We start from the raw sequence: 26,862 nt of genomic DNA on the forward strand, positions 1-26,862 counted from the left end.
CTACATAGGCAAAAAGCTAGAGGTTTCCCTAGCTTTTTACGTGTTTTAAATATCCTCTTTGCGCGATCATAAAGTAAATAGCAGAAGCTAAAATGTATGCTCCAATTACAATCGCACCTGATTTCCATAAATCGATATAGAGCATTTTTCCTAACGTATGAAGAGCAAACCCACTATGAATGGAACCGATTAAAATCGGGATAAAGAAGATAACACCCATTTGTCGAATTGCAATTTTACGAATCTCTTTATCTGTCATACCGATTCTCTTTAACGATTTAAATTGAATACGATCTTGTTCTTTATCGTTAAACCATTTAAAGTATGTCATACTACAAGCGAAGAAGAAGAACAGTACTGCTACGAAGAAACCGATGAACATTGTAATTGCTCCACCTTCTCTTATATCTTTATAAGCAAACACTGAATTTCTCAATTCTCCTTGCTTTTCTGGTGCAATTTCCTTTTTTAAATCTAATACAAGATTTTCTGTACTTTTCCAATCTTCAATATAATAACCGTAATATTTCGTCTTTTCTTCATCTGGTACGAGTTTTTCATATTTCTCAAAATCTTGATCATTCACAATGAGATATTCACTATCATTAAAAACAGAAAATGAAGTTGGGCTATTTAACTGAACAGACTGTTTTTGTCCGTTAATTGTAAATTCATACGGTTTCGTACGATCTATCTTCATCAGTTCATTTGCCATATCAACCATAACCATCGTTGCACTACCTGGTGCATTATGAACCTCTCTAACTTGCTCTCTACTTTGTTTACGTACTTCCGCGTTATATTCTTTTTCTGAAATAATCGTCATCGGTACTTCATGTTCTTTGTTAAATATCGTTACTTTTTGCGTTGCTGGTAGTTTTACGTAGGTTACTTTTCGTGCATCTTCAAACCCATGCTTTTTTACAACCTCTTGTACTTTTTCTTCCTTAATAAGACTATGTGTATTTAACCCCTTTTCCTCATATGAAATAGCATGTGGAGTTTTGACTACCGTTTTATAACTCATATCCTCAAAGTATACATAAAGCGTACCAACTGCTGAAGAAACAACTGCCGTAATGATAGAAATGACAAATAGAAAACGAGCATTATCTTTCATTTTATATATAAGGTTGCTAAGAACAAACATATTTGGATACGTATAAAAAGATTGCTTTCTTTTTTGTAATGCTTTTAATACAACTGTACTACCTTGTGTAAATAGTAAATACGTTCCGCCAATTGTCAGTCCTACAATTGGTAAGAAATACATGATAAAATTCATAATTGTTACTTGGAAACAAAGGACATACGCAACAATGATACATCCTATCCCAACTACACATAACCATGTAAATGCAAACGGCTCTACTTTTTGTTTTCTTGCTTCTCTTAATAAATCAATAATTTGCAAGCGCCCTACTGTCCAAACGCTAAACAATGATAGGATTAAAAAGAGAATAAAGTATACACTAGCTGTAATAAGAACTGCTTTACTATTCCATACGAGTGGAAGTGTTTCATCTATTTTTAATAATACGCTTAATGCTTGGAAGAACAATTTTGAGCAAAGCATTCCAATCCCAATACCTACTACAATTGCAATACTCCCTAACATCAGTTGCTCTAATATAATCATTCGGCTAAGTTGAGATTTTGTTCCGCCTATTAATGTTAATAGGCCAAACTCTTTTTTTCTTGCTCGTAAAAATGTTGAATTTGCATATAAAATAAAGAGTGCTGAGAAGATGACTACAATATAGTTCATCGATTCTAATCCTTTTGTAATCATCGTTCTCATACTAATATTACCGCCTACAACATCTGGATGATAAATGAAGGAAGCATACATAAAAAATACGACAATCGATAAACAACTACTTATAAGAAACGCTTTATAATTACGCCAATTTCCTTTTACGTTATTAAGCGCGAGCTGGCGAAAGTTCATGATATTCTCCTCCTAGCATCGCAAGTACGTCTAAAATTTCTTGGAAAAAAGCTTGTTTCGTTTTTCCTTTATATATTTCTGAAAAAATTTCTCCATCTCGAATGAAAAGGATGCGTTCGCAATAACTAGCCGCTACTGGATCGTGCGTTACCATTGCAATCGTTACTTTCTTTTGTTCGTGTAAATCTTGCAAAGCGCCCATTAATGATTTCGCTGACTTCGAATCTAAGTTTCCAGTTGGCTCATCTGCTAAAATTAACGTCGGTTCATGAATGATCGCTCTCGCTGCTGCTGCACGTTGTTGTTGTCCGCCTGATACTTCGTATACTTTCTTATTTAAAATGCCTTCGATGTTTAAAAACTTCGCAATTTCCAGTACTTTTGTATCAATTTCATTTACAGATTTCTTTGCCATTACAAGCGGTAAAATGATGTTTTCTTTAATGGATAACGTATCAAGTAAGTTGAAATCTTGGAAGATGAATCCTAAATGTGTACGACGAAACTCTGCTAATTTTGCAGCACGCATTTGATTCATTTCTTCCCCATTTACAAGCACATGACCTGAAGTTTGCTTATCAATTGTTGCTAATAAATTTAAAAGCGTTGTTTTCCCGCTCCCCGAAGGACCCATAATCCCTACAAATTCGCCTTCTTCAATTTTAAAATTTATATCATTTAAAGCAGTCGTCGCTACTGAACCTTTCGATTGATACACCTTCGTTAACCCTTTTACTTCAAGAACACTCATTTCTAATCCCCCTATGTGTTTTCTTCTTACATTTACTATAAGAAAAATAAGAAAAAGAAACGAGTGATTTCCCTTACAAAACAGTTTGTTATCTTACAGTTTTGTCATTTTTCTCATTAATGTATGGTATTCTTCATCTTTTGCAAATTGGAACGTAAAGGTCGTTCCTTCTCCTTCAGCCGAGTGAACATACATTCCATGATGTAAATGATCGCAAATTTCCTTCGTAATATATAAACCCATCCCAGTCGCTTCCCGCGTTTTGCGGCCATTTGTTCCTGTAAAGAACGGATCAAATATACGCTTTACATCTTGCTCTGGAATACCAATTCCATTGTCCTTAATATGTAATAACACCTTTTTGTCTTTCTCTTCAATTTGAAATTGAATTACTTTTTTCTCTGCTTCTGAAATTTTTGTATACTTAATTGCATTTACAACAATTTGACCTATAGCAATGCTCAACCATTTTCTATCAGATGCAACCATACAAACATCTTCTTCAAACATCACTTTCGGAAATACTGACGATTGAATGAAAGATTTTCGATTTTCATTAATAATCCCTCGAATAATATCTATAACATTTACTACTTCTATTTTATAATCTTTTGCAAATTGCTCTAGCCTTGCCATATGTAATGCTAAATCTAAACCATTTAGTATGCGATTGTTTTCTTCGCGAATACTTTCAACTGTTACTCTCGCTTCACGATGTTCTTTACCAAACTTCTGCAATAATAATTCAATAACAGATACCGGTGTTTTCATTTGATGAATCCATTGGTTCATAAATATCATTTGTTGCTCTTCTTTCGCATGCTGTTTCTGAACTTCATTCATATATTGCTGTCTGAGCAAAGTGAAAGCCTCAACGACCATCTCTTGTTCTGACGTATAAGATTCATCAATAAGTAAAGAATCATGTAATGTATTTCCGCCAGCAACATATTTTTTGATTCTCTTTAAAAACACACTTCGTTTTCGGTAATCGTAAATGAGGTATACAGTAAACACAACTGTCCCTAATAAAAGCCCATATAACCACGTACCCCAGTCAATTGACTCTTTTTCTAACAGACTTTGCAACTGCAATACAAGTCCAAATAAACAAAGGCTTACAATATAAGATAAAATGAAAGAAAAGCGGTCGATCAAGTACGTTTTAACCTTCATGCCCTTCGCCCCACTCTGTAAGAAGTGCGTAACCGTATCCACGTTTCGTTACAATTGCATTTTTAATACCTAGCTCCTCTAATTTCTTCCTTACGCGTTTTACATTTACAGTTAATGTATTATCATCAACAAAAGATACTTCATCCCACAAAGCTTCTAACAGCTCTTCACGCATTACATATTGATCCGCTTGTTTCATTAAACACTCTAATAAGTAAAATTCATTTTTTGTCAGTTCCGTTTGTTGCCCCTGCCACTCTATAATGTGCTGAGATGGGAATAATAACAGTCCATTTACACCTAAACAATCACTCTCAGCAGCAGAAGCATACTCCCCATACCCACGGCGCAGTGCACTCTTCACTTTTGCCATGACGATATCTAAATGAAATGGCTTTGTAATATAATCATCTCCGCCATTCTCAATTGCCATGACTTGATCCATTTCTCCTGTTCTCGCAGAAACGAAAATAATCGGTGCATTCGATACAGTACGGATTTGACGACACCAATAGAAGCCATCAAAATAAGGTAAATTAATATCCAGTAATACGAGATGTGGATTTACTTTTACAAACTCATCCTTTATATGACGTAAATCATTTGCTCTAAATGATTGATAGTCATATCTTTCTAAATGTTCCTCTAATATTCCCGCAATTTTCTCATCATCTTCTACAATTAATATTTTATACATGTTTTTTCTCCCCATAAAAAAATTATTCCTTTTCTATTATAAATTGAAACTGTCGTGAATAGGGATTTTTCCCTATACAAAGCAGATTTTTACAGAATAAAAAAAGACTGCATATTTCGGCAGTCTTAATCAATAAATTCAAATTCATATTCAAGAATTTTTACAATATCTCCGTCTTTTGCACCACGTGCACGAAGCGCTTCATCAATACCCATACCACGCATTTGTCGAGCAAAGCGACGTACAGACTCATCACGCGAGAAGTCTGTCATCTTGAATGTTTTCTCAATATCATAACCAGAGATAACAAACGAGCCATCGCTCTCACGCGTAATGTTAAATTTAACACCTTCCGTCTCAAATTTGTACATAACAGTTGCTTCTGATTCGTCTACAACATCATGTACTGGGAATTCTGGTGTCGTTTCTAATAAGTTCGCAACTTCAAATAGCAAATCACGAACACCTTGTTTTGTTACTGCAGAGATTGGGAAGATTTTCACTTCATCTCCGACTTTTTCTTTAAATGCTTGTAAGTTTTCTTCTGCATCTGGCATATCCATTTTGTTTGCAACAACAACTTGTGGACGCTCTGTTAAACGCAGATTATATTCTTTTAATTCATTATTAATTGTGACATAATCCTCATATGGATCGCGTCCTTCTAAACCAGACATATCAATGACATGTACAATAACGCGTGTACGCTCAATATGACGCAAGAACTGATGTCCAAGTCCAACACCTGCATGGGCACCTTCAATAAGCCCTGGAAGGTCAGCCATAACGAAGCTGCGATTATCACCTGTTTCGACAACACCAAGGTTTGGCACAATGGTTGTAAAGTGATATTCTGCAATCTTTGGACGCGCTGATGATACGACAGATAATAGCGTTGATTTCCCAACGCTTGGAAATCCAACAAGCCCAACATCTGCTAATACTTTCAGTTCTAAGATAACATCACGTTCTTGGCCTGGTTCACCATTCTCAGCAATTTCTGGAGCCGGATTTGTAGGAGTCGCAAAGCGTGAGTTACCACGACCACCGCGGCCACCTTTAGCAATAACCGCTGATTGTCCATGCGTTACTAAATCAGCAAGAATATGCCCCGTTTCCACATCTTTCACAACTGTCCCTGGTGGAACTTTTACGATTAAATCATCAGCTTTACGGCCATGTTGGTTTTTACTCATACCATGTTGCCCGCGGCCAGCCTTGAAATGACGTTGATAGCGGAAATCCATTAATGTACGTAATCCTTCATCTACTTGGAAAACAACATCTGCACCTTTACCACCGTCTCCACCTGCTGGACCACCTTTTGGAACATACTTTTCACGACGATACGCAACCATCCCGTTTCCGCCGTCTCCAGCTTTTACGTATATTTTGACCTGATCTACAAACATTATTTCACCACACTTTTTTCAATTGGTTGTAATATGACCGAGACTTCATCATCTCGGACTGTATAAGAAATGGAACACCATTCACTTTTTTTATTTGCAAGCCACGTTTGTAACTTCTCTACATTCGTTAGCTTGCCACGAAAATCAAAAAAGAAACGAGCATTCTCCGCGTCACATTCAATTGTAATACAAACATAATTTTCAACATAAACGTCTAAACTATGCTGAAGCATTGAGAAAAATTCTTCCGTCCATATGCATACTACCTCATCAAGATGAGATAAGTTATGTAGTTCTCCTAATACTTCATACTCCAATAAGCACGGTTGCTGTTTCCAATTATATGTTAAAATCCATTCTGAAAACGAAAGCATAGATAGCCCGATCAGATTGGATTCTTGTCTCGCTTCTTGGACAAAATGATCGATAAGCCTATGAATCTCTTCCACTCTTCCAAGGGAAAGGTTTCCTTTAATCATTTGCATACGATTGAGCCAATCATGTCTTGCATGACGCAACGCATCTATAATTGTCCATTTTTCTTTCATTCAGATACTCCTTAATATAGAAAAACTCTAACCTGCACTCAGGTTAGAGTTTTCCGTGAGTTTCTTATGCTTCTTGAGCAACAGGATATACGCTCACTTGTTTGCGGTCACGGCCAAGACGCTCGAAGCGTACTACGCCGTCAACTTTCGCGTATAAAGTGTCATCGCCACCACGACCAACGTTAACACCTGGGTAAATTTTTGTACCGCGTTGACGGTAAAGAATTGAACCACCTGTAACCATTTGGCCATCTGCGCGTTTAGCACCAAGACGTTTTGACTGAGAGTCACGACCGTTCTTTGTACTACCTACACCTTTCTTAGATGCGAAAAACTGAAGATCTAATCTTAACATATATTACACCTCCCGTACTTTTTCTATTAATCGGATATATTTTCCGTAATCAAGTTCAATCGTCTTAAGTGAAACAACTAATCCCTCTAACAGTGTTTGTGCCTTTTCCATCGTATGAGCGTCTAAATCATTAGGCAGTTCATACGTTAAAAATCCACCATCACTTCCAAGTTCAATCGTTGCCTCTACATTACAAAGGACTTCCACAGCATTTATAGATCCGAACACAACCGCAGTTGTTCCAGCGCAGACAAGATCTTGTCCATGCGGCGCATAATCGGCGTGCCCAGTCATTTTAAATGATTGGATATTTCCTAATTTCGTACGATTAATCGTAATTTTAATCATCTTAACCAGAATTAAGCGTTGATTGCTTCAACAACTAGCTTAGTGTAAGGTTGACGATGACCTTGTTTTTTACGATTGTTCTTTTTCGCTTTGTATTTGAAAACGATGATTTTCTTAGCGCGACCGTGTTTTTCAACTTTCGCAGTAACTGTTGCACCTTCTACAACTGGGCTACCAACTTTTACGTTTTCGCCACCAACGAAAAGAACTTTGTCAAAAGTAACAGTTTCACCAGCTTCAACATCTAATTTTTCAATGTAGATTTCTTGACCAGCTTCAACTTTGATTTGTTTGCCACCTGTTTCGATAATTGCGTACATACTTGCACCTCCTCATAATTACTAAGACTCGCCAACACGAGGTAGACATAAACTGTCGTTTCTACACCTGCATTGTGCGGTTGTAGTATATAGCCATTTAGGTGCTATAAACTATAACATAAAGATGTTACCATGAATCATTGACTATTGTCAACAAATGTTCTACTAACTATTTTTCCTATCTATCATCTCCTGCTTCGTTCCAAATCTAATAAGTGCGTACTTTTCTATTTCTTCCTCTTTAAAATAAATTTGAAATGGAATATTTTTTTGTAATTCTTTTTGTAAAAATATTTTTTGCACAGCTTTCGGCGCTGCAATAAGTACCGCTTCATCTTCTACGTGACTATATGAGAGCAATTCTCTTTCTAGTTCATACACAATTGTTTCATTTGAAATACTATACCCTGTTGCCATGCATTTCGTACAATCTTCTAATAATATATCACGCAGTGACTGTTTTTTGCGCTTACGTGTCATTTCTAAAATGCCGAGCTCGGTAAACCCAAGAACCCTCGTATATGTACGGTCGTCCTGCAAAGCCATTATTAATTTCTCACGTATTCTCTCCTGATCCTCTTCCTTTTTCATATTGATGAAATCAATTAATATCATTCCCCCAATATCACGCAGCCGTAACTGACGAGCAATTTCTTCAGCAGCTATTTCATTTGTTCGTACAACTGTATCTTGTAAATCTTGTTTCCCAGTAAATTTCCCAGTGTTTACATCAATAACTGTCATTGTCTCCATCTGTTCTATAATTAAATAGGAACCATTTTGCAACCAAACAATTTTTTGTAATGCTTTTTCAATCTCTCTCTCGATACCATAATGGCTAAACATGGATGACTTTTCACGATAAAAAAACACTTTTTCTTTACCTAGCTTATTTTCTAACTCTCTTACCGGTTCTCTTGTATCTACAACCACTTTCTCAATCGATTCGGTAGGGTTTTCTTGAAATATACGATCTAAAAAAGTAGCTGGACGATGAACTAATACTGGTGCCTTTCCGCCCCCTTCTTTTCTTTTTAGTTCTTCAAATAATTGTTGAAAGTGTTCCATTTCAGCTTTTATATCAGCAATTGTTCCTTTCTCACATGCCGAGCGAAAGATATATCCTCCTGATCCTTCTACCTCAATTGCAAACAAATCTTTCCGCTTTTTTTGACTTTTTATTTTCCGGGAAACGGCACGCATTTCATCATAGGGCATATAAACGACATATTTCCCGGTAAATTCTATATTCGCCGTTAATTTTGGACCTTTTGTGTCGATTGCTTCTTTTACTACTTGTACGAGTATAGCTTGTCCTTCATGAACTCGGTACGACTTTGGAACATCGTCGTAAGAAAGATAAGCATGTTTTTCTAAACCGATATTTACAAATGCCGCATTCATACCAGCAATTGTTCTTACAACACGTCCAACATAAATATATCCAACACTTTCCTCATCTCCATTGCGGTGCCACGAAAGTTCAACAATCTTTTGTTTTTCTTCTATTGCCACTCTCTTTTCCGAACCTGTATAGTTAATATATAACGTCTTCAAAATACCTTCCTCACTTTTTCATTTTTTCTTCTTACATTATAAAAGGTTAGTGCCATCGTCAACACTAACCGATTAACTCTTCCACAGATGATGTTGTACGTTTTTCAGTGAAATATGCATACAGCAATTCATTTTCATCCAGTGTATAATGCTCTTTATATTTACCATGTACAATAATTGAATGTTTATAGCCCCTTCGAAACTTTGTAAAAATCGTATATAACCGATCCTCTCTATTTACTTCAATAGGAGAAATCTTTTCAATTTCGCGTTTATTTCCATAGTAACGCTCTAATAAAAAGCGCATAAATGCATATCTTCGTTGCTTCCATTCTTGATACAACGAAATCGCTAAAAACAGAAGAAGTACCCACATCATAATATTATTCTTATTCCAAATGAGTTGCCACCCTAATATTACACTAAAAAAAACACATGATATTTTCATCATCTTGTCATGTGCTTGTAAATAAGGAAATTGATGCGATAATACATTAAAGACAATCTTTCCACCATCAAGCGGCCAAATAGGAAGTAAATTAAAACTTAAAATAATGACGTTATTCCACACAAAAAATTGATACAAATCTTGAGGAACCCACCCAGTTTTATAAAAAACATATGCCATGCCAATCATCCATGCGTGTTGAATTGGCCCCGCTATCATGACAACAAGCTCTTCCTTCAAAGGTTTATTCCCATGCTCTTCAAGTTCTGCTACACCACCAAACGGCAAAAGCTGTATTTGCTTAATTCTCCATTTGTAATGAGCAGCTGCAAAAGCATGGCCTAGCTCGTGAATGAGAACAATAAAAAATAAAAGTAATAGTTCTTTAAAACGCGCCGTAAAAATACCAACTGCTATAATTACCCAAAACAATGGATGTATTGTAATTTTAGACAGTACTTCCCTATATTTAATCAAATGAGATCACCTGAATTGGATCAATAAATTTTTCATTCTTTTTGATGGCAAAATAAAACTTACCGTTTTTATTTTTATCATCATTACTCACTGTTCCAATTTTTTGTTTCTTTTCAACATAATCATATAATTTCACTGACATTTCTCCTAAATTGCCATACCAAGATTCAGTACCATCTGCATGTTGAATTTCAATCGTATTCCCAAGACCTTCTTTTTTTCCAGCAAAAATAACGACCCCTTCATTTACCGACTCAACAGTTGCACTTATAACTGTTTGCACAAGTACACCTTGCCCATTTTTTTGAAATCCTTCTGTCACTTTTCCTGAAGCTGGAACCGCGTAGTTTTTTTGCTGCGTATTTTGCTTCTTCTCACTTGTAGGTAAAAAAGCTAGCGGCTTTCCAAATTGGTCCTCGTACCATTTTGACACAGCAGCGAACTGAAATTCCTCCTTCATTACTTTCGTTACAACGACTCGCGCTCCATCAAAAGACGGAGGGGCATTTTTAAATAAGATGGCCACTGATAACACCAATATAGCTGCTAATAATACTTTAAATAAAAAGATATCCTTACGAAAGAGAGGATGAAATTCCTTTTCCCCCTCTTCAATCAATAGCGTTTCCCCATTAAAATCTTCACCAGAAAAATATTGTTCTTCCTCTAACCGCTCTTGTTCCTCTTTCCTCTTTGCAATCCGCTTTCGAATTTCTTCTATACGTCTATTTTTCATCTTTTCTCCTTCCTTTTTTCACCTTTTGTCAAACTGCAAAACAGCTACTATCGTGCAGCCATGTAATTTTATATAGTTTGTACATATGTATGAACGCTAAAAGAAAGATATTCATGAGAAGAAAAAAGAAAGCACTCCGCATATATACGAAGTGCTTTTAACGAATTCCGAAGAAATTCTTTACTTTTGTAAAGACAGATACCTTTTCTTGCTCGAGCGTTTGTAATGGGACATTTTCCCCTAACAAGCGTCTTGCAATATTCCGATAAGCTAATGCTGCTTTTCCGTTTGGTTGCAGCGCAACAGGTTCACCTGTATTCGTAGCCCGAATGACATCATCATCATCTGCAACAACCCCAAGAAGCTCAATTGATAACATACGTACAATTTCGTCCACATCTAGCATATCTTGCTCATGCAACATGTGACTGCGTACACGGTTAATGATAAGTTTCGGTGGTTCAATATCTTCTTTTTCTAAAAGCCCGATAATACGATCAGCATCGCGCATAGAAGATACTTCTGGTGTAGTGACAACAATCGCTTTATCTGCACCTGCCACTGCATTTTTGAATCCCTGCTCAATACCAGCAGGACAATCAATTAATATGTAATCATAATCTTGACGTAATACTTGTATCAATTCATCCATTTGTTCAGGTGTTACCGCGGATTTATCACTCGTTTGTGCTGCAGGTAATAAATAAAGCTCATCAAAGCGCTTATCTTTAATAAGGGCTTGAGGTAAGCGGCAACGCCCTTCAACGACATCAACAAGATCAAATACAATCCGATTTTCTAGCCCCATGACTACATCTAAGTTTCTTAGTCCAATATCCGTATCAATTAAACATACCTTTTTCCCGGATAATGCCAAGGCTGTACCAATGTTTGCAGACGTTGTAGTTTTGCCTACCCCGCCTTTTCCAGATGTAATTACTATTGCCTCTCCCACAGCTATACAATTCCCCTTTCTAACTTTGTTAAATTAGGTCTAAGATGAGTGAGAAGTTGCAGGCGATCGACAACAATGTGATTGTCCTCATTAATATATGCACATTCTGCCGTCTCTGCTCCGTCTTCTTTCTCTTCCGGAGCCCGCATTGTCACATCACTTATTCGGAGCTGCATCGGATTCATGACGGATGCCGCAATAACAGCATCTTTATCTCCATAATATCCAGCATGTGCAATTCCGCGCAATGAGCCAACGACAAAAATATTTCCCCCAGCGATAACCATTCCGCCTGGATTAACATCTCCAATTAATAATAGATTTCCTTTTACATGCAAAACTTGACCTGAGCGAACAATTTTGGAAATAGGGACAATTTCTGTTTCTTCTTTCCAAGCTATAGCTTCTGCCTTGGTAATCACATCACTTTCAATGGAATCCACAACAAGGTTTTTCTTATTGCGAATTAAGGTACGAATTTCTTCTTGTTGTACCTCTGTTAAATATCGATTCCCTACCTTAACATGTACTTCAATTAATGAACGCCCATCACCATCATAATAATGAGTAGATAGTTTTTCGTCTAATTCTTGCAGTAATTCAGTAAATGAACAGCAATCATCTAAATGAAGTGTTAGTCCATCTTTCGTCCCTTTTATTGTTATGTTCTGTTGCTTTTTTTCGTCCACTAAAGTTCACCCCACCGATTCAATTCGACATAAACTCAGAAAATCCTTTTTTCTCTTTCTTCCATCGCCTTTGATAGACGTACAAGATATCGTCTCAGTGGGAAACAAACTATCAATAAGAAAATTCCATTTAACAATACAGTAGCAAGGAGACGATCTGTGAAAAAAATATTTGCTGGTACATGAATACGTCCTAATAACGATAAAAATCCATATACATAATACTCTAATGCTGCTATTCCTGCCAATACGATAAAAGAAACAATAAATAGATTCAACTGTAAAATTCTCATCGTACTATAAACAAGATACGCTAAAATCGGATAAGCAAATATGTATACACCAACTAGCTCTGTATATACAATATCAAATAAAAAACCGAATAACAGCCCATAATAAACACCTTGAAGAGGGCCGTAATAAACAGTAATAAAACATAGGACAATCATAAAGAAATGCGGTACTGCTATCGTATCTTTCCAAAATAGTTCCGTTGGCACAACCGTAGCAAACATATTTTCAAATAAAAAGAAAAAAAGAAGCAGAAGGGGAAGAATTGCTCGTTTTAAAATCGTCATCTCTGCTCCCCCTTACTGTTCTAACTCTGCTGAAGGCTTCACTCTTTTTGCAACCATTACTTGGTGCACATCATTTAAATCCGCAGCAGGCTTTACATAAGCTGTTTGAGTTAATCCGTATGCATCCGGCTCTACTTCTACAATTTCCCCAATAGGTAAGTTTTCAGGGAAAATATCACCAAGACCAGATGTGACAACCATCTGTCCTTTTTCTACTTTTGCGCCTGATGAAATCTTTGTAAAAAGAAGCAATTGCTTTTCTTTATCATATCCTTCAATTAACCCAGAAATGTTCTCTTCTTGTCCTTGAACAACAGCTGAGACACGATTGGTACGATTCATAGAACTTAGCAATTCGACTGTTGATGTAAATTGAGACGCGCTCTTCACACGCCCTACTAAGCCTCTTGCAGTTATAACTGCCATATCTTTTTTAATTCCTTGCTGAGCTCCTTTATCGATTCCAATTAAATCATACCATTTGTCTGGGTTACGAGAAATAACAGTTGCTTGCGTTGGCTTATAGTCTCTAAGCGAATCTTTCGCACCAATTACTTCACGTAACTCTTTATTTTCTTCTTCAATCCTCTTTAAATCTGTAGATAAAGTCGCATACTTGTCTAATTTTTCTTTCAACTGTTTATTTTCTTCATACGTGCGCTTTATATCCTCTACATTTTCGAAGAATCCGGCAACATAACTCGCTGGCTTTTGGAATACACGTTCTACAACACCGACAGTATCTTTTACAAACTGCTCTGGCCATGTTAGACTCTTCCGTTCTTTCAATGAGATTCCAATCAATGCCACGAGGAGAATAATACTAACTAGCAAAACAATTAATCTTTTGTTCAAGAAAAACTGTGGCACGTTCACACCCTCTTAATTTCATTGATTTTGTATTTGAAATATTAACGAGCAGTTTTGAAAAGGTCAATATTATCTAACGCTTTACCTGTTCCAATTGCCACGCAATCCAATGGATTTTCCGCAACTAAAACTGGCATTTTCGTTTCTTCACTAATTACTTTATCCAAGTTACGAAGCAATGCACCGCCACCTGTTAATACGATACCACGATCCATAATGTCCGCTGCTAACTCAGGTGGTGTTTTTTCTAATGTATTTTTAACTGATTCTACAATTGCATCTACTGTATCTTTTAAAGCTTCTGCAATTTCTTCCGGCTTAATTAACACTGTTTTTGGTAAACCGCTTACTAGGTCACGACCACGGATTTCCATTGGTTCTACACCTTCTGGTTCTCCAGCAGATCCAATTTCCACTTTTAAAGCTTCCGCTGTTCTTTCCCCAATCATTAAATTGTAGTTCTTTTTAATATATTGAATGATAGAATCATCCATATCATCACCAGCGACACGAACAGATTGACTTGTTACGATACCACCTAGTGAAATGATGGCAACTTCTGTTGTACCCCCACCGATATCAACAACCATACTACCAGTTGGTTCCCAGACAGGTAGGTTGGCACCGATTGCTGCTGCAAATGGTTCTTCGATTGGATATGCATCGCGTGCACCAGCTTGGCGAGTTGCATCGATTACCGCACGTCTTTCAACCGCTGTAATACCAGATGGAACACATACCATTACATATGGCTTACGAGAGAAAAATCCATTTGATTTTTGTGCTTGTTGAATATAATACTTCATCATTGTTGCTGTCGTTTCATAATCAGCAATTACACCATCTTTCATTGGTCGCAAAGCTACGACATTTCCTGGTGTACGACCAATCATTTGTTTCGCGTCACTACCAACCGCAACGATTTGCTTCGTATCAGTTTGCAATGCTACAACTGAAGGTTCGCGTAATACAACACCTTTTCCTTTTACATATACAAGCGTATTCGCTGTTCCTAAGTCTATTCCAAGATCACGAGTAAAACCACCAAATCCAAACATGTCATCTATCTTCCTTTCTCATCTTCACGGACTCATTTTCTTACTTTATATTTATAATAAAACAGTACGTTTTTATATTTTCCATTCTTTACTATAGACATTTATCTACAAAAAACTCATAAATCACATTATAAAACAAAATAAGTAAAAAGCATAGTCTTAAATATGACCTTTTTCCCTTAAACTAACAAATTTATGGTCACCTATAATAATATGATCGATGACTTCGATTCCAATAATCTTACCGCATTCTACCAGTCGCTTTGTTACTTCAATATCCTCGCGACTTGGTGTCGGGTCGTAGGGTAGGAACCATGCGCCTTACTTTGTCTCCAAAGCAGGTTTCACAATCCCCCCCTCAGAACCGTACGTACACCTTTCAGCGTATACGGCTCGCCAGTTGATTAATCGGAATTTGCTTCTCATGGTGGTCATGATGGCATTTATAACAAAGAACAAGTGTTTTTCTATTCCGTTCAATCATTTTCTTGTCCAAGTATGTTAAATGTTTTTTCGTCTTCAAGGCCTTTAATTTACGGACATGATGAACTTCCATCTGACCTTCTATTGTACCACACACTTCACAACGATTTGCTAATAAACGTTGCTCAAATTCTGTTCTGCTCGAATATTTCAATGTATTAACCAATATATCAATATCAGGTAGGTCGGTTTTGATTGCACCTTTATGCTTTGGTAGGTCTTTTAGCTTTACGAACTGATGAAGTTTTTCATTGCCGTCTTTGTTTTTTCTAACAAGGGATAACACGCCTTGTTTATGTGTTCGCATGCTGGAAGCAACCTTCATAGAGGTACTTCTTCGTTTATTAGCGATTGTTTTAATGAAACTACTTTCGGCTAAATAAAATAGTTTATCTAAATGATGATAATTATTCGCTAACTTATAGTAATTTGCAATTCCACGCAATTCAGCGTTGTAGGTGTGGAGAATTTCCATTTCCGAATTGTTTATTAGTTTTGCCCTGTGTATAATTTTAAAGTTGTCTAAATTACCGTATCCGTTTTTAATTGCAAATTCTTTGATTTTCTTTTCAGGAATCTCTAACTTAATCGCACCCGATAGAGTTCTCTTTTTTAATGGATGTTTTTGGTTTTTATACGTGACTCGTTTAATCTTAACCTCGTTCCATTTGTGAAATTGATATCCAAGAAAGGGAATTGGGTTTTCCAAATGGGTAACAAGTGTTTTTTCGTCACTGAGTTCAAGGTGAAGTTCCTTTTCAAGAAAATATTGAATCGTTTCCTTCATTTTCATAGCACTCTGTTTTGAGCCAGCAATTCCAATCACAAAGTCGTCAGCATAGCGGACATATTTTATTCTTTGATAGTTTCTATCCATTGGGTCGATAGAGGGAACTTCTATTTGTTTTACTTTCAGTTCTTGGATATTGAGGATTAACTCCTTCCTCCCTTTCCAATCACTATGCCCGTTTTTTTCATCAAGTCTTTTAATCTTTCGTGATAGCGTACTAATTTTTGATCGAAGCTTGATGTACTTCTCATTTCTTATTCTAAACTTGCCCTTAGCAAATACCTTCATTTGTTTTTCCATAAACAGGTCGAACTCATGAAGATAGATGTTTGCTAAGATAGGAGAAATGATGCCGCCTTGTGGTGTACCACTGTACGTTTTGTGATACGTCCAGTTTTCCATAACTCCACTAGTCAGTGCACTATGTAACAAAAGTAAGAAACGATGGTCATTTATTTTCTTGGAGATAAGCTTTAATAGTACAGTATGGTCAATACGGTCGAAGAAACCCTTAATATCTCCTTCAATGCACCATGTTAATCCTTTCCATGTGTTCTTGATTTGAGATAATGCTGTGTGACAGCTTCTCCCTTCTCTAAACCCATGTGAGTTTTCAGAGAAGATTGGTTCATAAACACTTTCCAATATCATTCTCATAACTTCCTGTACTAACTTATCTTTGAAATTAGGAACTCCAAGCGTTCTCTTTTTCCCATTTGACGTAGGAATGTAACCCCTTCTTATAAGTGCAAAACGGAAAGTTCCAGCTTTTAATTGCTCTATTATGTCGTCTATTTTCTGTAAACTGAAACCATCTATCGTTTCATTAGAAGTTCCTTTAGTTAGGTTTCCTGCCTTTGGATATAGTTTTGCATAGGCTTTAATCCACAACTCTTTTTTATACATAAGACGGTAACAATCCGTAATAACGTTTCCTTTTTGAGAGGCATTCCTTATAACGTCTAACTGTCGAAATGGATTGGTTGCCATATTCATGACTCCTTTCTAGTTAACGTTAACATCAACCTGTCTCCCTTCCCCCTGCTAAACTCATTACAAGCAAACGTTGAGTACTATGGAGACTCCGTTACCGTATGCAATTTTCATAGACCTGTGTCTAATAGCCAATTGGCGCTTGCACTTAGGTAATCCCTGCATTATGACATAATTTTAGATATGTGATGGTTAGGTATCCCTTTCGACGGTTTCTTCTAGCGGAAGATTGAAGGACAAACCTTACTATGGGCAGGGCTCAGGCGATACCCAGCAGACATAGCGAAAATATGTCTCCCATTTTGTCCTCATTGCCTGTTAACTATCGTAGACAACGGCGCACCCATCGCTCATTCGTCTAGGTTTCAAGCAGTGTAGCTTTTACCATACATCACTTGGTCTGAAGAACTGACTCGACATGAGATAGTTTTGTCGTCTTTTCTCCTTTTCACATCATGCTATGTTCCCTCTATGGGTTTCCCCTCAAGGTAAGATGCTGACCATAGAACACTGTAAGGAGTTCTAGTTTTCTAAGAAAACGCTAAAATTACGCACCTTGCAGGCGCACTCCAGAAGGATGATTATGCAGACATATAATAGAGGCAGCTGCGCGGCGAAAAGCTTCTTTAAAGTAGAGTAAGAACCCGGCGCCTTGCCTAGTTTCCTAGGTAGGTTTCCCAGAACTTCCCTCCAAACCGTACGTACTCCTCTCAGAGTATACGGCTTTCCATTTATCCATCTAACTTCCTATTGTGTAAATCATGGTGGCATTTTATACACATGGCAATAGTCTTGTGATTTCTTGCAATCATGGTTTGTTCCCATCGTTTTTTGCCTTTCAAATCTTTGAGCTTATGGACATGATGCATCTCCAATGGAACATTTTCTGCACCACACCATTCACACTTTTCCGCTAAAAGGCGTTCAATGAGACTTGTTCTACCACCGTAAATGATTGTATTTTCGATTATATCTACCGACTGTCTTTTGATTTCCGAGTTTTTTTCCATTCGTTGTTCCGTAAAGTAGGCAATTTTAGGACCATCCTTCGTTTCATAACGTACCCCGAATTTCCCGTTTCTCTTACATTTAATACTGATTTTCCTGACGGTACTTTTATATTTATTGGCATACGTTTTAATCATGCTGTATTTCATTGTTTGACGGAAAGATTGAAGTACATGTACATTACTTGCTAAACGATAATAATTATACAGTCCCTCAATTTCCGCATTATACGTACGAAGAATTTCAAGGTCATCATTATGCACTAGATACGGACGATGAACAGGTTTCCATCCATTGTTGTTACCAATTTTTAATGCACCCAAATCAATGAGTTTTTTGATGTATTTCTCATGAGGTACGAATAGCTTCGTTTCATAGTTGAATTTTCGTTTCTTCGTACCATTGGACATCTTCATTCTGTGCCAATCTCTTACTACTCGAATGTCATATCCTAAGAACCTAGCATTTTTCTGACTGTGCGTGATCCATGTTTTCTCAGCACTTAATTTTAATTTGAGTTCTATCGCAAGAAAGTTAGTTAAATCTTTCTTGATTTGTTCAGCTTCTTTTTTACTACCAATCACACCGATAATAAAATCATCCGCATATCTTACATATTTCATTCGGCAATCATTTTGGTCAAAAAAATCTTTGCTATCATGGCTTTGTAGCTGTTTATATAAAGCTTTTTCTTCTTTAGTTAATCGTTCCCAATCACGTTTACGTTTACTTTCACAATAATTCATTCTTGATGCCAAGTTATGATAGACAAGATTATGGCTACGCTTTTCATCTTTATTGAAGGATTCCATATACTCTTCTACATATTTATCCAATTCATGCAAATAAATATTCGATAATAAAGGACTCATTATGCCCCCCTGGGGTGTTCCACTGTAGGTTTTATAAAAAGTCCATTCTTCTACATAACCTGCTCTTAGGAATTTCCAAATTAAATTTATAAATTTTTCATCCCTAATGCGTTTTCGTAAAAGTACAACTAATACATGATGGTCGATATTATCGAAGAACCCTTTTATATCTCCTTCAATGAACCATCTCGCACCTGTAAAAGTGTTGCGTATTTCTTTTAAAGCCGTGTGACAGCTACGATTTGGTCTAAAACCATGCGAATGATTTGAAAATTGCGGTTCATAAATACTTTCTAAAATTCGCCGAACAACTTCTTGCACCAGTTTATCCTCAAATGTTGAACTACCTAAAGGCCTTGGTTGACCATTTTTCTTCGGGATATATGTTCTGCTTGCTGGTTGTGGTTGATAAGTTTGTTCTTTTAGTTTTTCGATTAAACGTTCGATTCTTTGTAAGCTCATCCCATCGATTGTATCGTCATTCATTCCCTTTGTATTACTTCCTTTATTAGGGCAAAGTTTAGCATAAGCTTCTAAATAAAACTCGGTATTATACAAATTTCGGTATAATCGTTCAAATACGTACGTTTCATTTTGCGATTTGGAAGTTAGAGTGCTTAATACTACTTTTGGACTTCTCATAGAGCCTCGCGCTCCTTCCCAATTTTGTATTAAACTCGATAAACTACTCTCCTTCGCCATGTAATAGGCTTTCCCTATCTCGGACTACTACGAGAGTTCCGTTGCCATATTGGATATTCAAACACTATTGTCATAGCCTGTATATGGCATTCCAACGTAGGCAATCCCCATTTAGACATTTAGAAACATAGCCTTTCATAGTTTCGGATGTGACTTTCGCTCTTTTCTTCCATATAGAAGATGGTCGAAATAGTATCACTTCATGTTTCTCGAAGTCTTTAAGAAACATGCATATTTCGTACAGCGTTTATCGTTACCTCCCGCTGAAGGTCCCCGTAGTCCCCCTTGAGCTATCATTCAAGCAATTCAGCTTTCATCCTTGTCTATGAATTTCATCTCGCCATTCAGTCGTGCCTTGGTAACTAGACAACTTATGGCTTTGCCAACATGCTACACTCCCCATTTGGTTTCCCTCTTGGATCAGTTGGCTGATGATAGGGTAAAGATTGTGATATTTCCCTACTGCTTTGCTATAGCAGATTTTCTAAATACCCTTATGGGCGCACCACTTCACGCGGATGAACAATTGAGGCATTTAAACTTCCAATAAACACTGTCTGTCGATGCATGACTTGATTCTTTGTATTTAAATATAAACAAACGAAATGTTCCTGCTGTAAAAAACGCATTTCTTCCATCATATAACTTGCACAATCTTCCGGACTTCGAATGCTATACCGATGCTGGTACTCTAAACGCACCATTCTTCTTCCGAGTTCGAAGGCGGCGATGAGTTGAGATGCCTTGGCTACTCCGACGCCATGAATACTTGTTATTTCTTCCATTGTAGCATCCTTTAACATTCGCAAACCATCAAAGTGATGTAAAATTTTGTCTGCCAACGTTAATACCGATTCCTCCTTTGATCCTGTTCTTAATAAAATCGCCAGAAGTTCCCGGTTTGATAAACTGCTTGCTCCTTCCGAAAATAAACGTTCACGTGGTTGTTCCTCCTTCAAAACATCACGAATACCGTTCATCTTGTCACTCCTTCTTATTTTTTTCGCAAAGAAAACCCCATGCAAATTCACGCATGGGATGCATCGCTATTAAACTGTTGCAATTCGCGAACGAGACGTGCAATTGGCAAGCCTACTACACTGTAGTAATCCCCTTGAATCTGTTGAACAAAAATAGCGCCTTTCCCTTGAATACCATAACTTCCTGCCTTATCAAGTGGCTCTTTTGTTGCAATATACACATCAATTTCTTCCTCTGTTAACTCCCAGAATGTAACTTCTGTACGCTCATAGAAAGTAACGGTTTTCTCTTTCGAGATAAGGGCAACACCTGTATACACTTCATGTGTTTTCCCAGATAAAAGTTGCAACATCTCTTTTGCTTCTGCTGCATCTTTAGGCTTTCCAAGAATATGCGAATCATATGTAACAATTGTATCTGCACCTAGTACAATACTTTCTTCATGTGTTTCTGCCACAGCAGATGCTTTTTGTAAAGCAAGTGCCATTACAATATCAGCTGGTGATGAATATGCGCCTATTGTTTCTTCCACCTCGCTCACAACAACCTCAAACGGGACATTTGCAAGTTCAAGCAGTTCTTTTCGACGAGGTGATCCAGAAGCTAAAATAAGTTTTTTCATATTTTCTCCTTTCTGTCTTACATACAGCAGAACCATAAATTAATCGTATCAAATGAATATCATTCCCACAAATTATAAAAAACCACTTTCTTTTTGAAACATACATACTTCTACTAAATTAAATTATTATGTTCCCCGCAGTAATAAAGCTCTTTTACCTATTATGACATCCAAAAAGAAAAGAAAGAAGCATATATGTACTTCTTCCCTTCTATTATCATATTATTTCGCTTTTTGTGAAACTATTTTTTCATAAGAAAGCAACCCATCCATCACAACTTGATTCAGCTTTGCTACTGTCGATTTATCTCGCTTTCCTTCCTTAATCGTTTGCACTGCCACAGATGTATACGTATATAATTTCTTTACATCATTCCGTTTTATTGCCGCTCCTTCCTTTTCAAGTCCTTTCCATTCTTTTTCAATTGCAGCGATTTCTGCTTGATTTCCTTTCTCTCCCATTTGGATACTGGATACATATTTTATAAAATGACTATATAAGGACTGTAACTTGCTAAGAAAAATGCCAAGCTCTTTATCGTTTTTCAACAAGGCCTTATCTGTAATTTCCCAATTCTTTTTCAAAACAGGTATACCGTCATTCCTATATTGTTCCATTAACTTACCTGCGGATTTTTCATCACTCGTAATCCCTACAACGAGTGCATATTTGTCTCCATTTGGTTTAAGAGCAGCGATGCGACCATTCTCTTTCCACTCTTGCACAGCAGCCTGTCCTTTTTCTTCTGACGAATATAGCCCCCCTTGTACAAAAAACAATGTAATTGGCGCTAATGCTGCATGTGTATTTCCGACCTTTGAAGCATCTTCTTTCTGTCCTTCCATACTTGTTTCTTTAGGCTCTGTTTCCGCCGTATGTTGCTGCGAAGTCATTACAGTGGTTTCTTCTCGTGCGCCTTTTCCTGTTAATAAATGAAGCATTCCCATCCCTAGCGCTGTCCCCATAATAATGGCAGTCGCAATCGTAAAGATTAGAACATTACTCCATTTTTTCCGAAATGTCTTGACCTTTGAAGTCTTTACTTGTTGAAAAGGGACTACATTTCGCAGTGTTTCACTTTCCACTACCTTCCAATTAAATTCATCCACTTCCTTTTGCTTTTCTTCATACTTCGCTTCTGTTCCGTTCACTTTAATAGAGATTTTCCGTGATTGCTTGTCCATACCATCACACCTCGCCTCTTATCATTATCCGCATCATATCATATTCCATTTACAAATAAACAAGATATTTGTCAAAAAGATTCGTCAAATTGTCCCATATAGTTACTTTATGTGTATGCATTTGACTTCATTTGTAGAACAAAAAAACTAGGACAGCTACTGCTATCCTAGTTTTTCTCAACAATATATTTTCGAGCTTCTGAGATGAAATAAAGAGAACCTGTTATGATAAACACATCATTTTCTTGTAACGCCAGTAGCTTTTGATCAATTGCCCCTTTCCAATTCTCAACTACTTTTTTTGTTTCCTTAGTTGCATAACTTGCTAATTCTTTAGCAGAGATTGCACGATCAAAATCAAAAGTTGTAAAAATCATTTCATCCGCTACCGCTTCCAATTGTCCTACCATATGACCCAGTTCTTTATCACCAAGAGCCGTAAATAAAATACTCACATTCTTGTCACTGTAATGCGATTTTACCGTTTGAACAAGGCTTGCTATGCCTTCTGGATTATGTGCGCCATCTATAATCACATCTGGATTACGTCTTAATCTTTCGAATCGACCAATCCAATACGTTTCACTTAAGCCTATGCGAATATTCTCTTCTTCCACTAAAAATGACATGTATGTTTTCAAATACAACACCGCCATTAATGCGAGTGCTGCATTTCTTACTTGATGATCTCCTTTCATAGAAATTTGTATATCTTTAAATGAAGCAAATGGACAAGAAAAGTCAAAATGCTCTCCCTCTTCATTAGAACGCTGGTGCACGGCTGTAAATTGTTTTCCCATCTCATAAAGGCTGGCATTCTTTTCATTTGCAACCTTTTGAATCACCTGAAGTGCTTCCCCATCTTGCACTCCCGTAATTACCGGTACCCCTGACTTTATAATTCCAGCTTTTTCATATGCGATTTCTGCTAATGTATTTCCTAAAATATGCATATGGTCATGACCAATATTTGTAATGATTGTTAAAACAGGATGCACAACATTAGTAGAATCGAAACGCCCACCAAGACCTGTTTCAAATAAAACAAGATCGCAAATGTTCACTTTGCCGAAATAATACATTGCCATGACTGTAATAATTTCAAACTCCGTTGCTTCTCCAAACTCTGTCTCATCCAATTTTTCTACAACAGGCTTTACTATATTTACAAGGTCAGTAATCTCTTGATCTGAAATTGGCTTTCCATTCACACTAATCCGTTCATTAAATGTTTCAATATATGGAGATGTAAATGTTCCTACCTTATATGTTTCTGCCTCTAGCATATAGCGCATATATGTTAAAGTCGAACCTTTACCATTTGTACCTGCTAAGTGAACACATTTTATATGCCGCTCTGGATTGTCAAGCTCTCCAAGCATCCACCGCATTCTTTCTAATCCTGGTTTAATCCCAAACTTTAATCGGCTATGAATCCAGCCAATTGCTTCTTCGTATGTATGTATCACGCGAGTCAATCCCCTTTCCAATCAACGAACAAACCAATATCACAAATAAACTGTAACTCTATTATACGCAAATAAAAGAGACTCACCAAGATAGGGAGTCTCTTTTCAATGATTTTATTTTTCAAGATCTGCTAAGCGTTGACGAACCGCTTCACGTTTTTCTAAGTAATCTTTTTCTTTCGCACGTTCTCCTTCAATTACTGCCGCAGGAGCTTTCGCTACGAAACCTTCGTTTGCAAGTTTCTTCTGCACACGTTCTACCTCTTTATTGAACTTCTCAAGCTCTTTTTGTAAGCGAGCTTTTTCTTCTTCAAGATTAATAAGGTCAGCTAACGGTAAGAATAACTCTGCACCTGATACGATAGCAGTCATCGCTTTTTCTGGCGCTTGTAAATCTGTCTTAATGATTAGTTCACTTGGATTACAGAAACGCTCAATGTAAGAACTATTTTTTGTAAGTTGAGCAAGTACTGCTTCATCCTTCGCTTTCATTTGTAGTTGAACTTTTTTGCTCATTGGCGTATTTACTTCGGCACGAATATTACGAACAGAGCGAATGATATCAACAAGAAGGTGCATTTCTGCTGCTGCTTCTTCATCCTGTAAATCTTCACGAACTGTCGGCCATGCCGATACCGTAATCGATTCGCCTTCATGCGGTAAGTGCTGCCAAATTTTCTCTGTTACGAACGGCATGAATGGGTGTAGTAAACGCATCGTTTGATCTAGTACATATGCTAACACAGAACGAGTTGTTTTCTTCGCCGCTTCATCTTCACCGTATAGTGGGAGTTTTGCCATTTCAATGTACCAGTCACAGAAATCATCCCAAATAAAGTTGTATAATGAACGGCCAGCTTCACCAAACTCATATTTATCCATGTTGCGTGTTACACTTTCAATTGTTTCATTTAAACGAGTTAAAATCCACTTATCCGCAACGGATTTTTCACCAGTTAAATCGATATCTTCATATTTCATATCATCCATGTTCATTAATACGAAGCGTGATGCATTCCAAATTTTATTAATGAAGTTCCAAGTAGATTCTACTTTCTCCATGCTAAAGCGTAAATCTTGACCTGGCGCACTTCCTGTTGATAAGAAAAAGCGCATTGCATCCGCACCGTACTTATCAATAACATCCATCGGATCAATACCATTACCAAGAGATTTACTCATTTTACGACCTTGTTCATCACGAACTAAACCGTGAATTAATACATCTTTAAATGGGCGCTCTCCTGTGAACTCTAAACCTTGGAAAATCATACGAGATACCCAGAAGAAGATAATATCATAACCAGTTACTAAAGCATCTGTTGAATAGTAACGTTTAAAGTCTTCTGCATCTTCATTTGGCCAACCAAGTGTAGAGAATGGCCATAATGCTGAGCTAAACCATGTATCCAGTACGTCGTTATCTTGCTCCCAGTTTTCAATATCTGCAGGCGCCTCTGTACCTACATATACTTCACCAGTTTCTTTATGATACCAAGCTGGGATGCGGTGTCCCCACCATAATTGACGAGAAATACACCAATCATGAATATTTTCCATCCATCGTAAATATGTGTTTTCAAAGCGCTCTGGTACAAATGTTACTTTTTCTTCTTCTTTTTGCTGAAGTGCCACTGCTTTTTCTGCAAGTGGTCCCATTTTTACAAACCATTGTGTTGATAAGTATGGTTCAACAACTGCTCCACTTCGCTCACTGTGCCCTACAGAATGCATATGAGGCTCAATTTCTACTAATACACCAGCTTCTTGTAAGTCTTTCACTAACGCTTTACGGCATTCAAAACGGTCCATACCGTTATATTTACCAGCTTTTTCATTCATTGTACCGTCTTCGTTCATTACAAGAATACGTGGTAAATCATGACGGTTACCTACTTCAAAGTCATTTGGATCGTGAGCTGGTGTAATTTTCACAACACCTGTACCGAACTCTGGATCTACATAATCGTCTGCAATAATCGGAATTTCGCGACCTACGATTGGAAGTGTAACTGTTTTTCCAATTAAATGTTTATAGCGCTCATCTTCTGGGTGAACCGCAACCGCTGTATCACCAAGCATTGTTTCTGGTCGAGTTGTCGCAAGACGAATGTAACCAGAACCATCAGTTAACGGATAGTTCATATGGTAGAATGCACCTTGAACATCTTTATGAATTACTTCAATATCAGAAAGTGCAGTACGCGTTGCTGGATCCCAGTTAATAATATATTCTCCGCGGTAAATTAAACCTTTTTCATATAATTGAACGAATACTTTCTTAACCGCATCAGATAAACCCTCATCTAAAGTAAAACGTTCACGAGAGTAATCTAATCCTAAACCAACTTTTCCCCATTGTTGGCGAATGTGAGAAGCATACTCTTCTTTCCACTCCCATGCTTTCTCAAGGAACTTTTCACGTCCAAGATCGTAACGTGAAATTCCTTCTTCGCGAAGTTTCGCTTCTACTTTTGCTTGTGTTGCAATACCTGCATGGTCCATACCTGGAAGCCATAATACATCGTAACCTTGCATGCGCTTTGTACGTGTTAAAATATCTTGAAGCGTTGTATCCCAAGCATGCCCTAAATGCAATTTACCTGTTACGTTTGGAGGTGGAATTACAATTGTGTATGGTTGTTTCTTCTCATCTCCTGTTGCTTCGAAATATTTACCTTCAAGCCACCATTGATAACGTCCTTCTTCAACGGACATATGATCATATTTAGTCGGTAAATTCTTTTCCGTATTTGACATTACTTTCCCTCCTTAAAATAAAAAATGCCCCTCATCCAAAAAGGACGAGGGACATCGCGGTACCACCTTTA

Annotated in this window: 23 protein-coding genes, 3 pseudogenes and 2 other annotated features (1 of these 28 running past the window's edge); all 26 genes and pseudogenes read right to left on the bottom strand. The window is 37.2% G+C overall.

The genetic code is table 11. The features are described from left to right. Positions 1 to 28: 28 nt before the first annotated feature. The 26 genes and pseudogenes from MR058_RS17745 to MR058_RS17870 all read right to left on the bottom strand — a co-directional run bounded on the left by MR058_RS17745 (position 29) and on the right by MR058_RS17870 (position 26,791). Positions 29 to 1,951, bottom strand: coding sequence for an ABC transporter permease (locus MR058_RS17745; RefSeq protein WP_242145234.1), 1,923 nt, complete (start codon positions 1,949 to 1,951; stop codon positions 29 to 31). Next, positions 1,926 to 2,702, bottom strand: coding sequence for an ABC transporter ATP-binding protein (locus MR058_RS17750; protein ID WP_242145235.1), 777 nt, complete (start codon positions 2,700 to 2,702; stop codon positions 1,926 to 1,928). Before MR058_RS17750 ends, MR058_RS17745 begins: the two co-directional genes overlap by 26 nt. Before the next feature lie 93 nt (positions 2,703 to 2,795). Then, a complete protein-coding gene (locus MR058_RS17755) occupies positions 2,796 to 3,878 on the bottom strand; it encodes a HAMP domain-containing histidine kinase (protein WP_242145236.1) in 1,083 nt (360 codons plus the stop codon). Next, positions 3,868 to 4,575: a response regulator transcription factor gene (locus MR058_RS17760; RefSeq protein ID WP_242145237.1), complete on the bottom strand. Its 708-nt coding sequence runs from the start codon at positions 4,573 to 4,575 to the stop codon at positions 3,868 to 3,870. The genes MR058_RS17755 and MR058_RS17760 overlap by 11 nt, the downstream gene beginning before the upstream one ends. A 125-nt stretch (positions 4,576 to 4,700) precedes the next feature. Next, complete coding sequence (obgE, locus tag MR058_RS17765) at positions 4,701 to 5,987, bottom strand: GTPase ObgE (protein ID WP_242145238.1); 1,287 nt, start codon at positions 5,985 to 5,987, stop codon at positions 4,701 to 4,703. Beyond that, complete coding sequence (locus MR058_RS17770; RefSeq protein ID WP_242145239.1) at positions 5,987 to 6,535, bottom strand: Spo0B C-terminal domain-containing protein; 549 nt, start codon at positions 6,533 to 6,535, stop codon at positions 5,987 to 5,989. Before MR058_RS17770 ends, obgE begins: the two co-directional genes overlap by 1 nt. Before the next feature lie 64 nt (positions 6,536 to 6,599). Beyond that, positions 6,600 to 6,890 carry a 50S ribosomal protein L27 gene (gene rpmA, locus MR058_RS17775; RefSeq protein WP_012095617.1) on the bottom strand — a complete coding sequence of 97 codons (291 nt, stop codon included), beginning with the start codon at positions 6,888 to 6,890 and terminating at the stop codon, positions 6,600 to 6,602. A gap of 3 nt (positions 6,891 to 6,893) precedes the next feature. Continuing rightward, positions 6,894 to 7,238 carry a ribosomal-processing cysteine protease Prp gene (locus MR058_RS17780; protein WP_012095618.1) on the bottom strand — a complete coding sequence of 115 codons (345 nt, stop codon included), beginning with the start codon at positions 7,236 to 7,238 and terminating at the stop codon, positions 6,894 to 6,896. Positions 7,239 to 7,249: 11 nt separating this feature from the next. Then, the gene (rplU, locus tag MR058_RS17785; protein ID WP_000270908.1) at positions 7,250 to 7,558 is read right to left on the bottom strand and encodes a 50S ribosomal protein L21; all 309 of its coding nucleotides are present in this window, start codon (positions 7,556 to 7,558) and stop codon (positions 7,250 to 7,252) included. A gap of 14 nt (positions 7,559 to 7,572) precedes the next feature. Further along, positions 7,573 to 7,650: a sequence feature (ribosomal protein L21 leader region), on the bottom strand. Between the two features lie 73 nt (positions 7,651 to 7,723). Next, a complete protein-coding gene (locus tag MR058_RS17790; RefSeq protein ID WP_242145240.1) occupies positions 7,724 to 9,115 on the bottom strand; it encodes an Rne/Rng family ribonuclease in 1,392 nt (463 codons plus the stop codon). Positions 9,116 to 9,179: 64 nt separating this feature from the next. Then, a complete protein-coding gene (locus MR058_RS17795) occupies positions 9,180 to 10,040 on the bottom strand; it encodes a M50 family metallopeptidase (RefSeq protein ID WP_242145241.1) in 861 nt (286 codons plus the stop codon). Beyond that, positions 10,033 to 10,776, bottom strand: a complete 744-nt coding sequence (locus MR058_RS17800) for a M23 family metallopeptidase (protein ID WP_242145242.1) — start codon at positions 10,774 to 10,776, stop codon at positions 10,033 to 10,035. Before MR058_RS17800 ends, MR058_RS17795 begins: the two co-directional genes overlap by 8 nt. Positions 10,777 to 10,933: 157 nt before the next feature. Next, entirely contained in the window at positions 10,934 to 11,731 is a 798-nt protein-coding gene (gene minD / locus MR058_RS17805; RefSeq protein ID WP_012095622.1) for a septum site-determining protein MinD, read from the bottom strand. A gap of 2 nt (positions 11,732 to 11,733) precedes the next feature. Continuing rightward, positions 11,734 to 12,420, bottom strand: a complete 687-nt coding sequence (minC, locus tag MR058_RS17810) for a septum site-determining protein MinC (RefSeq protein ID WP_242145243.1) — start codon at positions 12,418 to 12,420, stop codon at positions 11,734 to 11,736. A gap of 35 nt (positions 12,421 to 12,455) precedes the next feature. Next, a complete protein-coding gene (mreD, locus tag MR058_RS17815) occupies positions 12,456 to 12,998 on the bottom strand; it encodes a rod shape-determining protein MreD (protein ID WP_242145244.1) in 543 nt (180 codons plus the stop codon). A 12-nt stretch (positions 12,999 to 13,010) separates the two neighbouring features. Further along, positions 13,011 to 13,868, bottom strand: a complete 858-nt coding sequence (gene mreC / locus MR058_RS17820) for a rod shape-determining protein MreC (RefSeq protein WP_242145245.1) — start codon at positions 13,866 to 13,868, stop codon at positions 13,011 to 13,013. Positions 13,869 to 13,909: 41 nt separating this feature from the next. Next, positions 13,910 to 14,926, bottom strand: a complete 1,017-nt coding sequence (mreB, locus tag MR058_RS17825) for a cell shape-determining protein MreB (protein WP_012095626.1) — start codon at positions 14,924 to 14,926, stop codon at positions 13,910 to 13,912. A 159-nt stretch (positions 14,927 to 15,085) separates the two neighbouring features. Beyond that, positions 15,086 to 15,226 (bottom strand): annotated as a pseudogene (locus MR058_RS17830) (JAB domain-containing protein); the annotation flags it as partial. A 79-nt stretch (positions 15,227 to 15,305) separates the two neighbouring features. Further along, positions 15,306 to 17,189, bottom strand: a complete 1,884-nt coding sequence (locus MR058_RS17835; protein WP_242145246.1) for a reverse transcriptase/maturase family protein — start codon at positions 17,187 to 17,189, stop codon at positions 15,306 to 15,308. Between the two features lie 571 nt (positions 17,190 to 17,760). After that, positions 17,761 to 17,823: pseudogene (locus MR058_RS17840) on the bottom strand (JAB domain-containing protein); the annotation flags it as partial. A 100-nt stretch (positions 17,824 to 17,923) separates the two neighbouring features. Continuing rightward, positions 17,924 to 19,714, bottom strand: a complete 1,791-nt coding sequence (locus tag MR058_RS17845; RefSeq protein WP_242145247.1) for a reverse transcriptase/maturase family protein — start codon at positions 19,712 to 19,714, stop codon at positions 17,924 to 17,926. 560 nt (positions 19,715 to 20,274) lie between these two features. Then, a pseudogene (gene radC, locus MR058_RS17850) lies at positions 20,275 to 20,754 on the bottom strand (RadC family protein); the annotation flags it as partial. Between the two features lie 47 nt (positions 20,755 to 20,801). After that, complete coding sequence (locus tag MR058_RS17855) at positions 20,802 to 21,377, bottom strand: Maf family protein (RefSeq protein WP_242145248.1); 576 nt, start codon at positions 21,375 to 21,377, stop codon at positions 20,802 to 20,804. 222 nt (positions 21,378 to 21,599) lie between these two features. After that, positions 21,600 to 22,562 carry a stage II sporulation protein B gene (locus tag MR058_RS17860; protein WP_242145249.1) on the bottom strand — a complete coding sequence of 321 codons (963 nt, stop codon included), beginning with the start codon at positions 22,560 to 22,562 and terminating at the stop codon, positions 21,600 to 21,602. Between the two features lie 167 nt (positions 22,563 to 22,729). Continuing rightward, the gene (locus tag MR058_RS17865; protein ID WP_242145250.1) at positions 22,730 to 24,031 is read right to left on the bottom strand and encodes a bifunctional folylpolyglutamate synthase/dihydrofolate synthase; all 1,302 of its coding nucleotides are present in this window, start codon (positions 24,029 to 24,031) and stop codon (positions 22,730 to 22,732) included. A 114-nt stretch (positions 24,032 to 24,145) separates the two neighbouring features. Then, positions 24,146 to 26,791 carry a valine--tRNA ligase gene (locus MR058_RS17870; RefSeq protein WP_242145251.1) on the bottom strand — a complete coding sequence of 882 codons (2,646 nt, stop codon included), beginning with the start codon at positions 26,789 to 26,791 and terminating at the stop codon, positions 24,146 to 24,148. Positions 26,792 to 26,828: 37 nt separating this feature from the next. After that, positions 26,829 to 26,862 (bottom strand) — a binding site (T-box leader); it runs 198 nt beyond the window's last position.

Source organism: Bacillus cereus group sp. BfR-BA-01430 (genome assembly GCF_022663115.1).
In the GTDB taxonomy this organism is placed as follows: domain Bacteria; phylum Bacillota; class Bacilli; order Bacillales; family Bacillaceae_G; genus Bacillus_A; species Bacillus_A cereus_BD.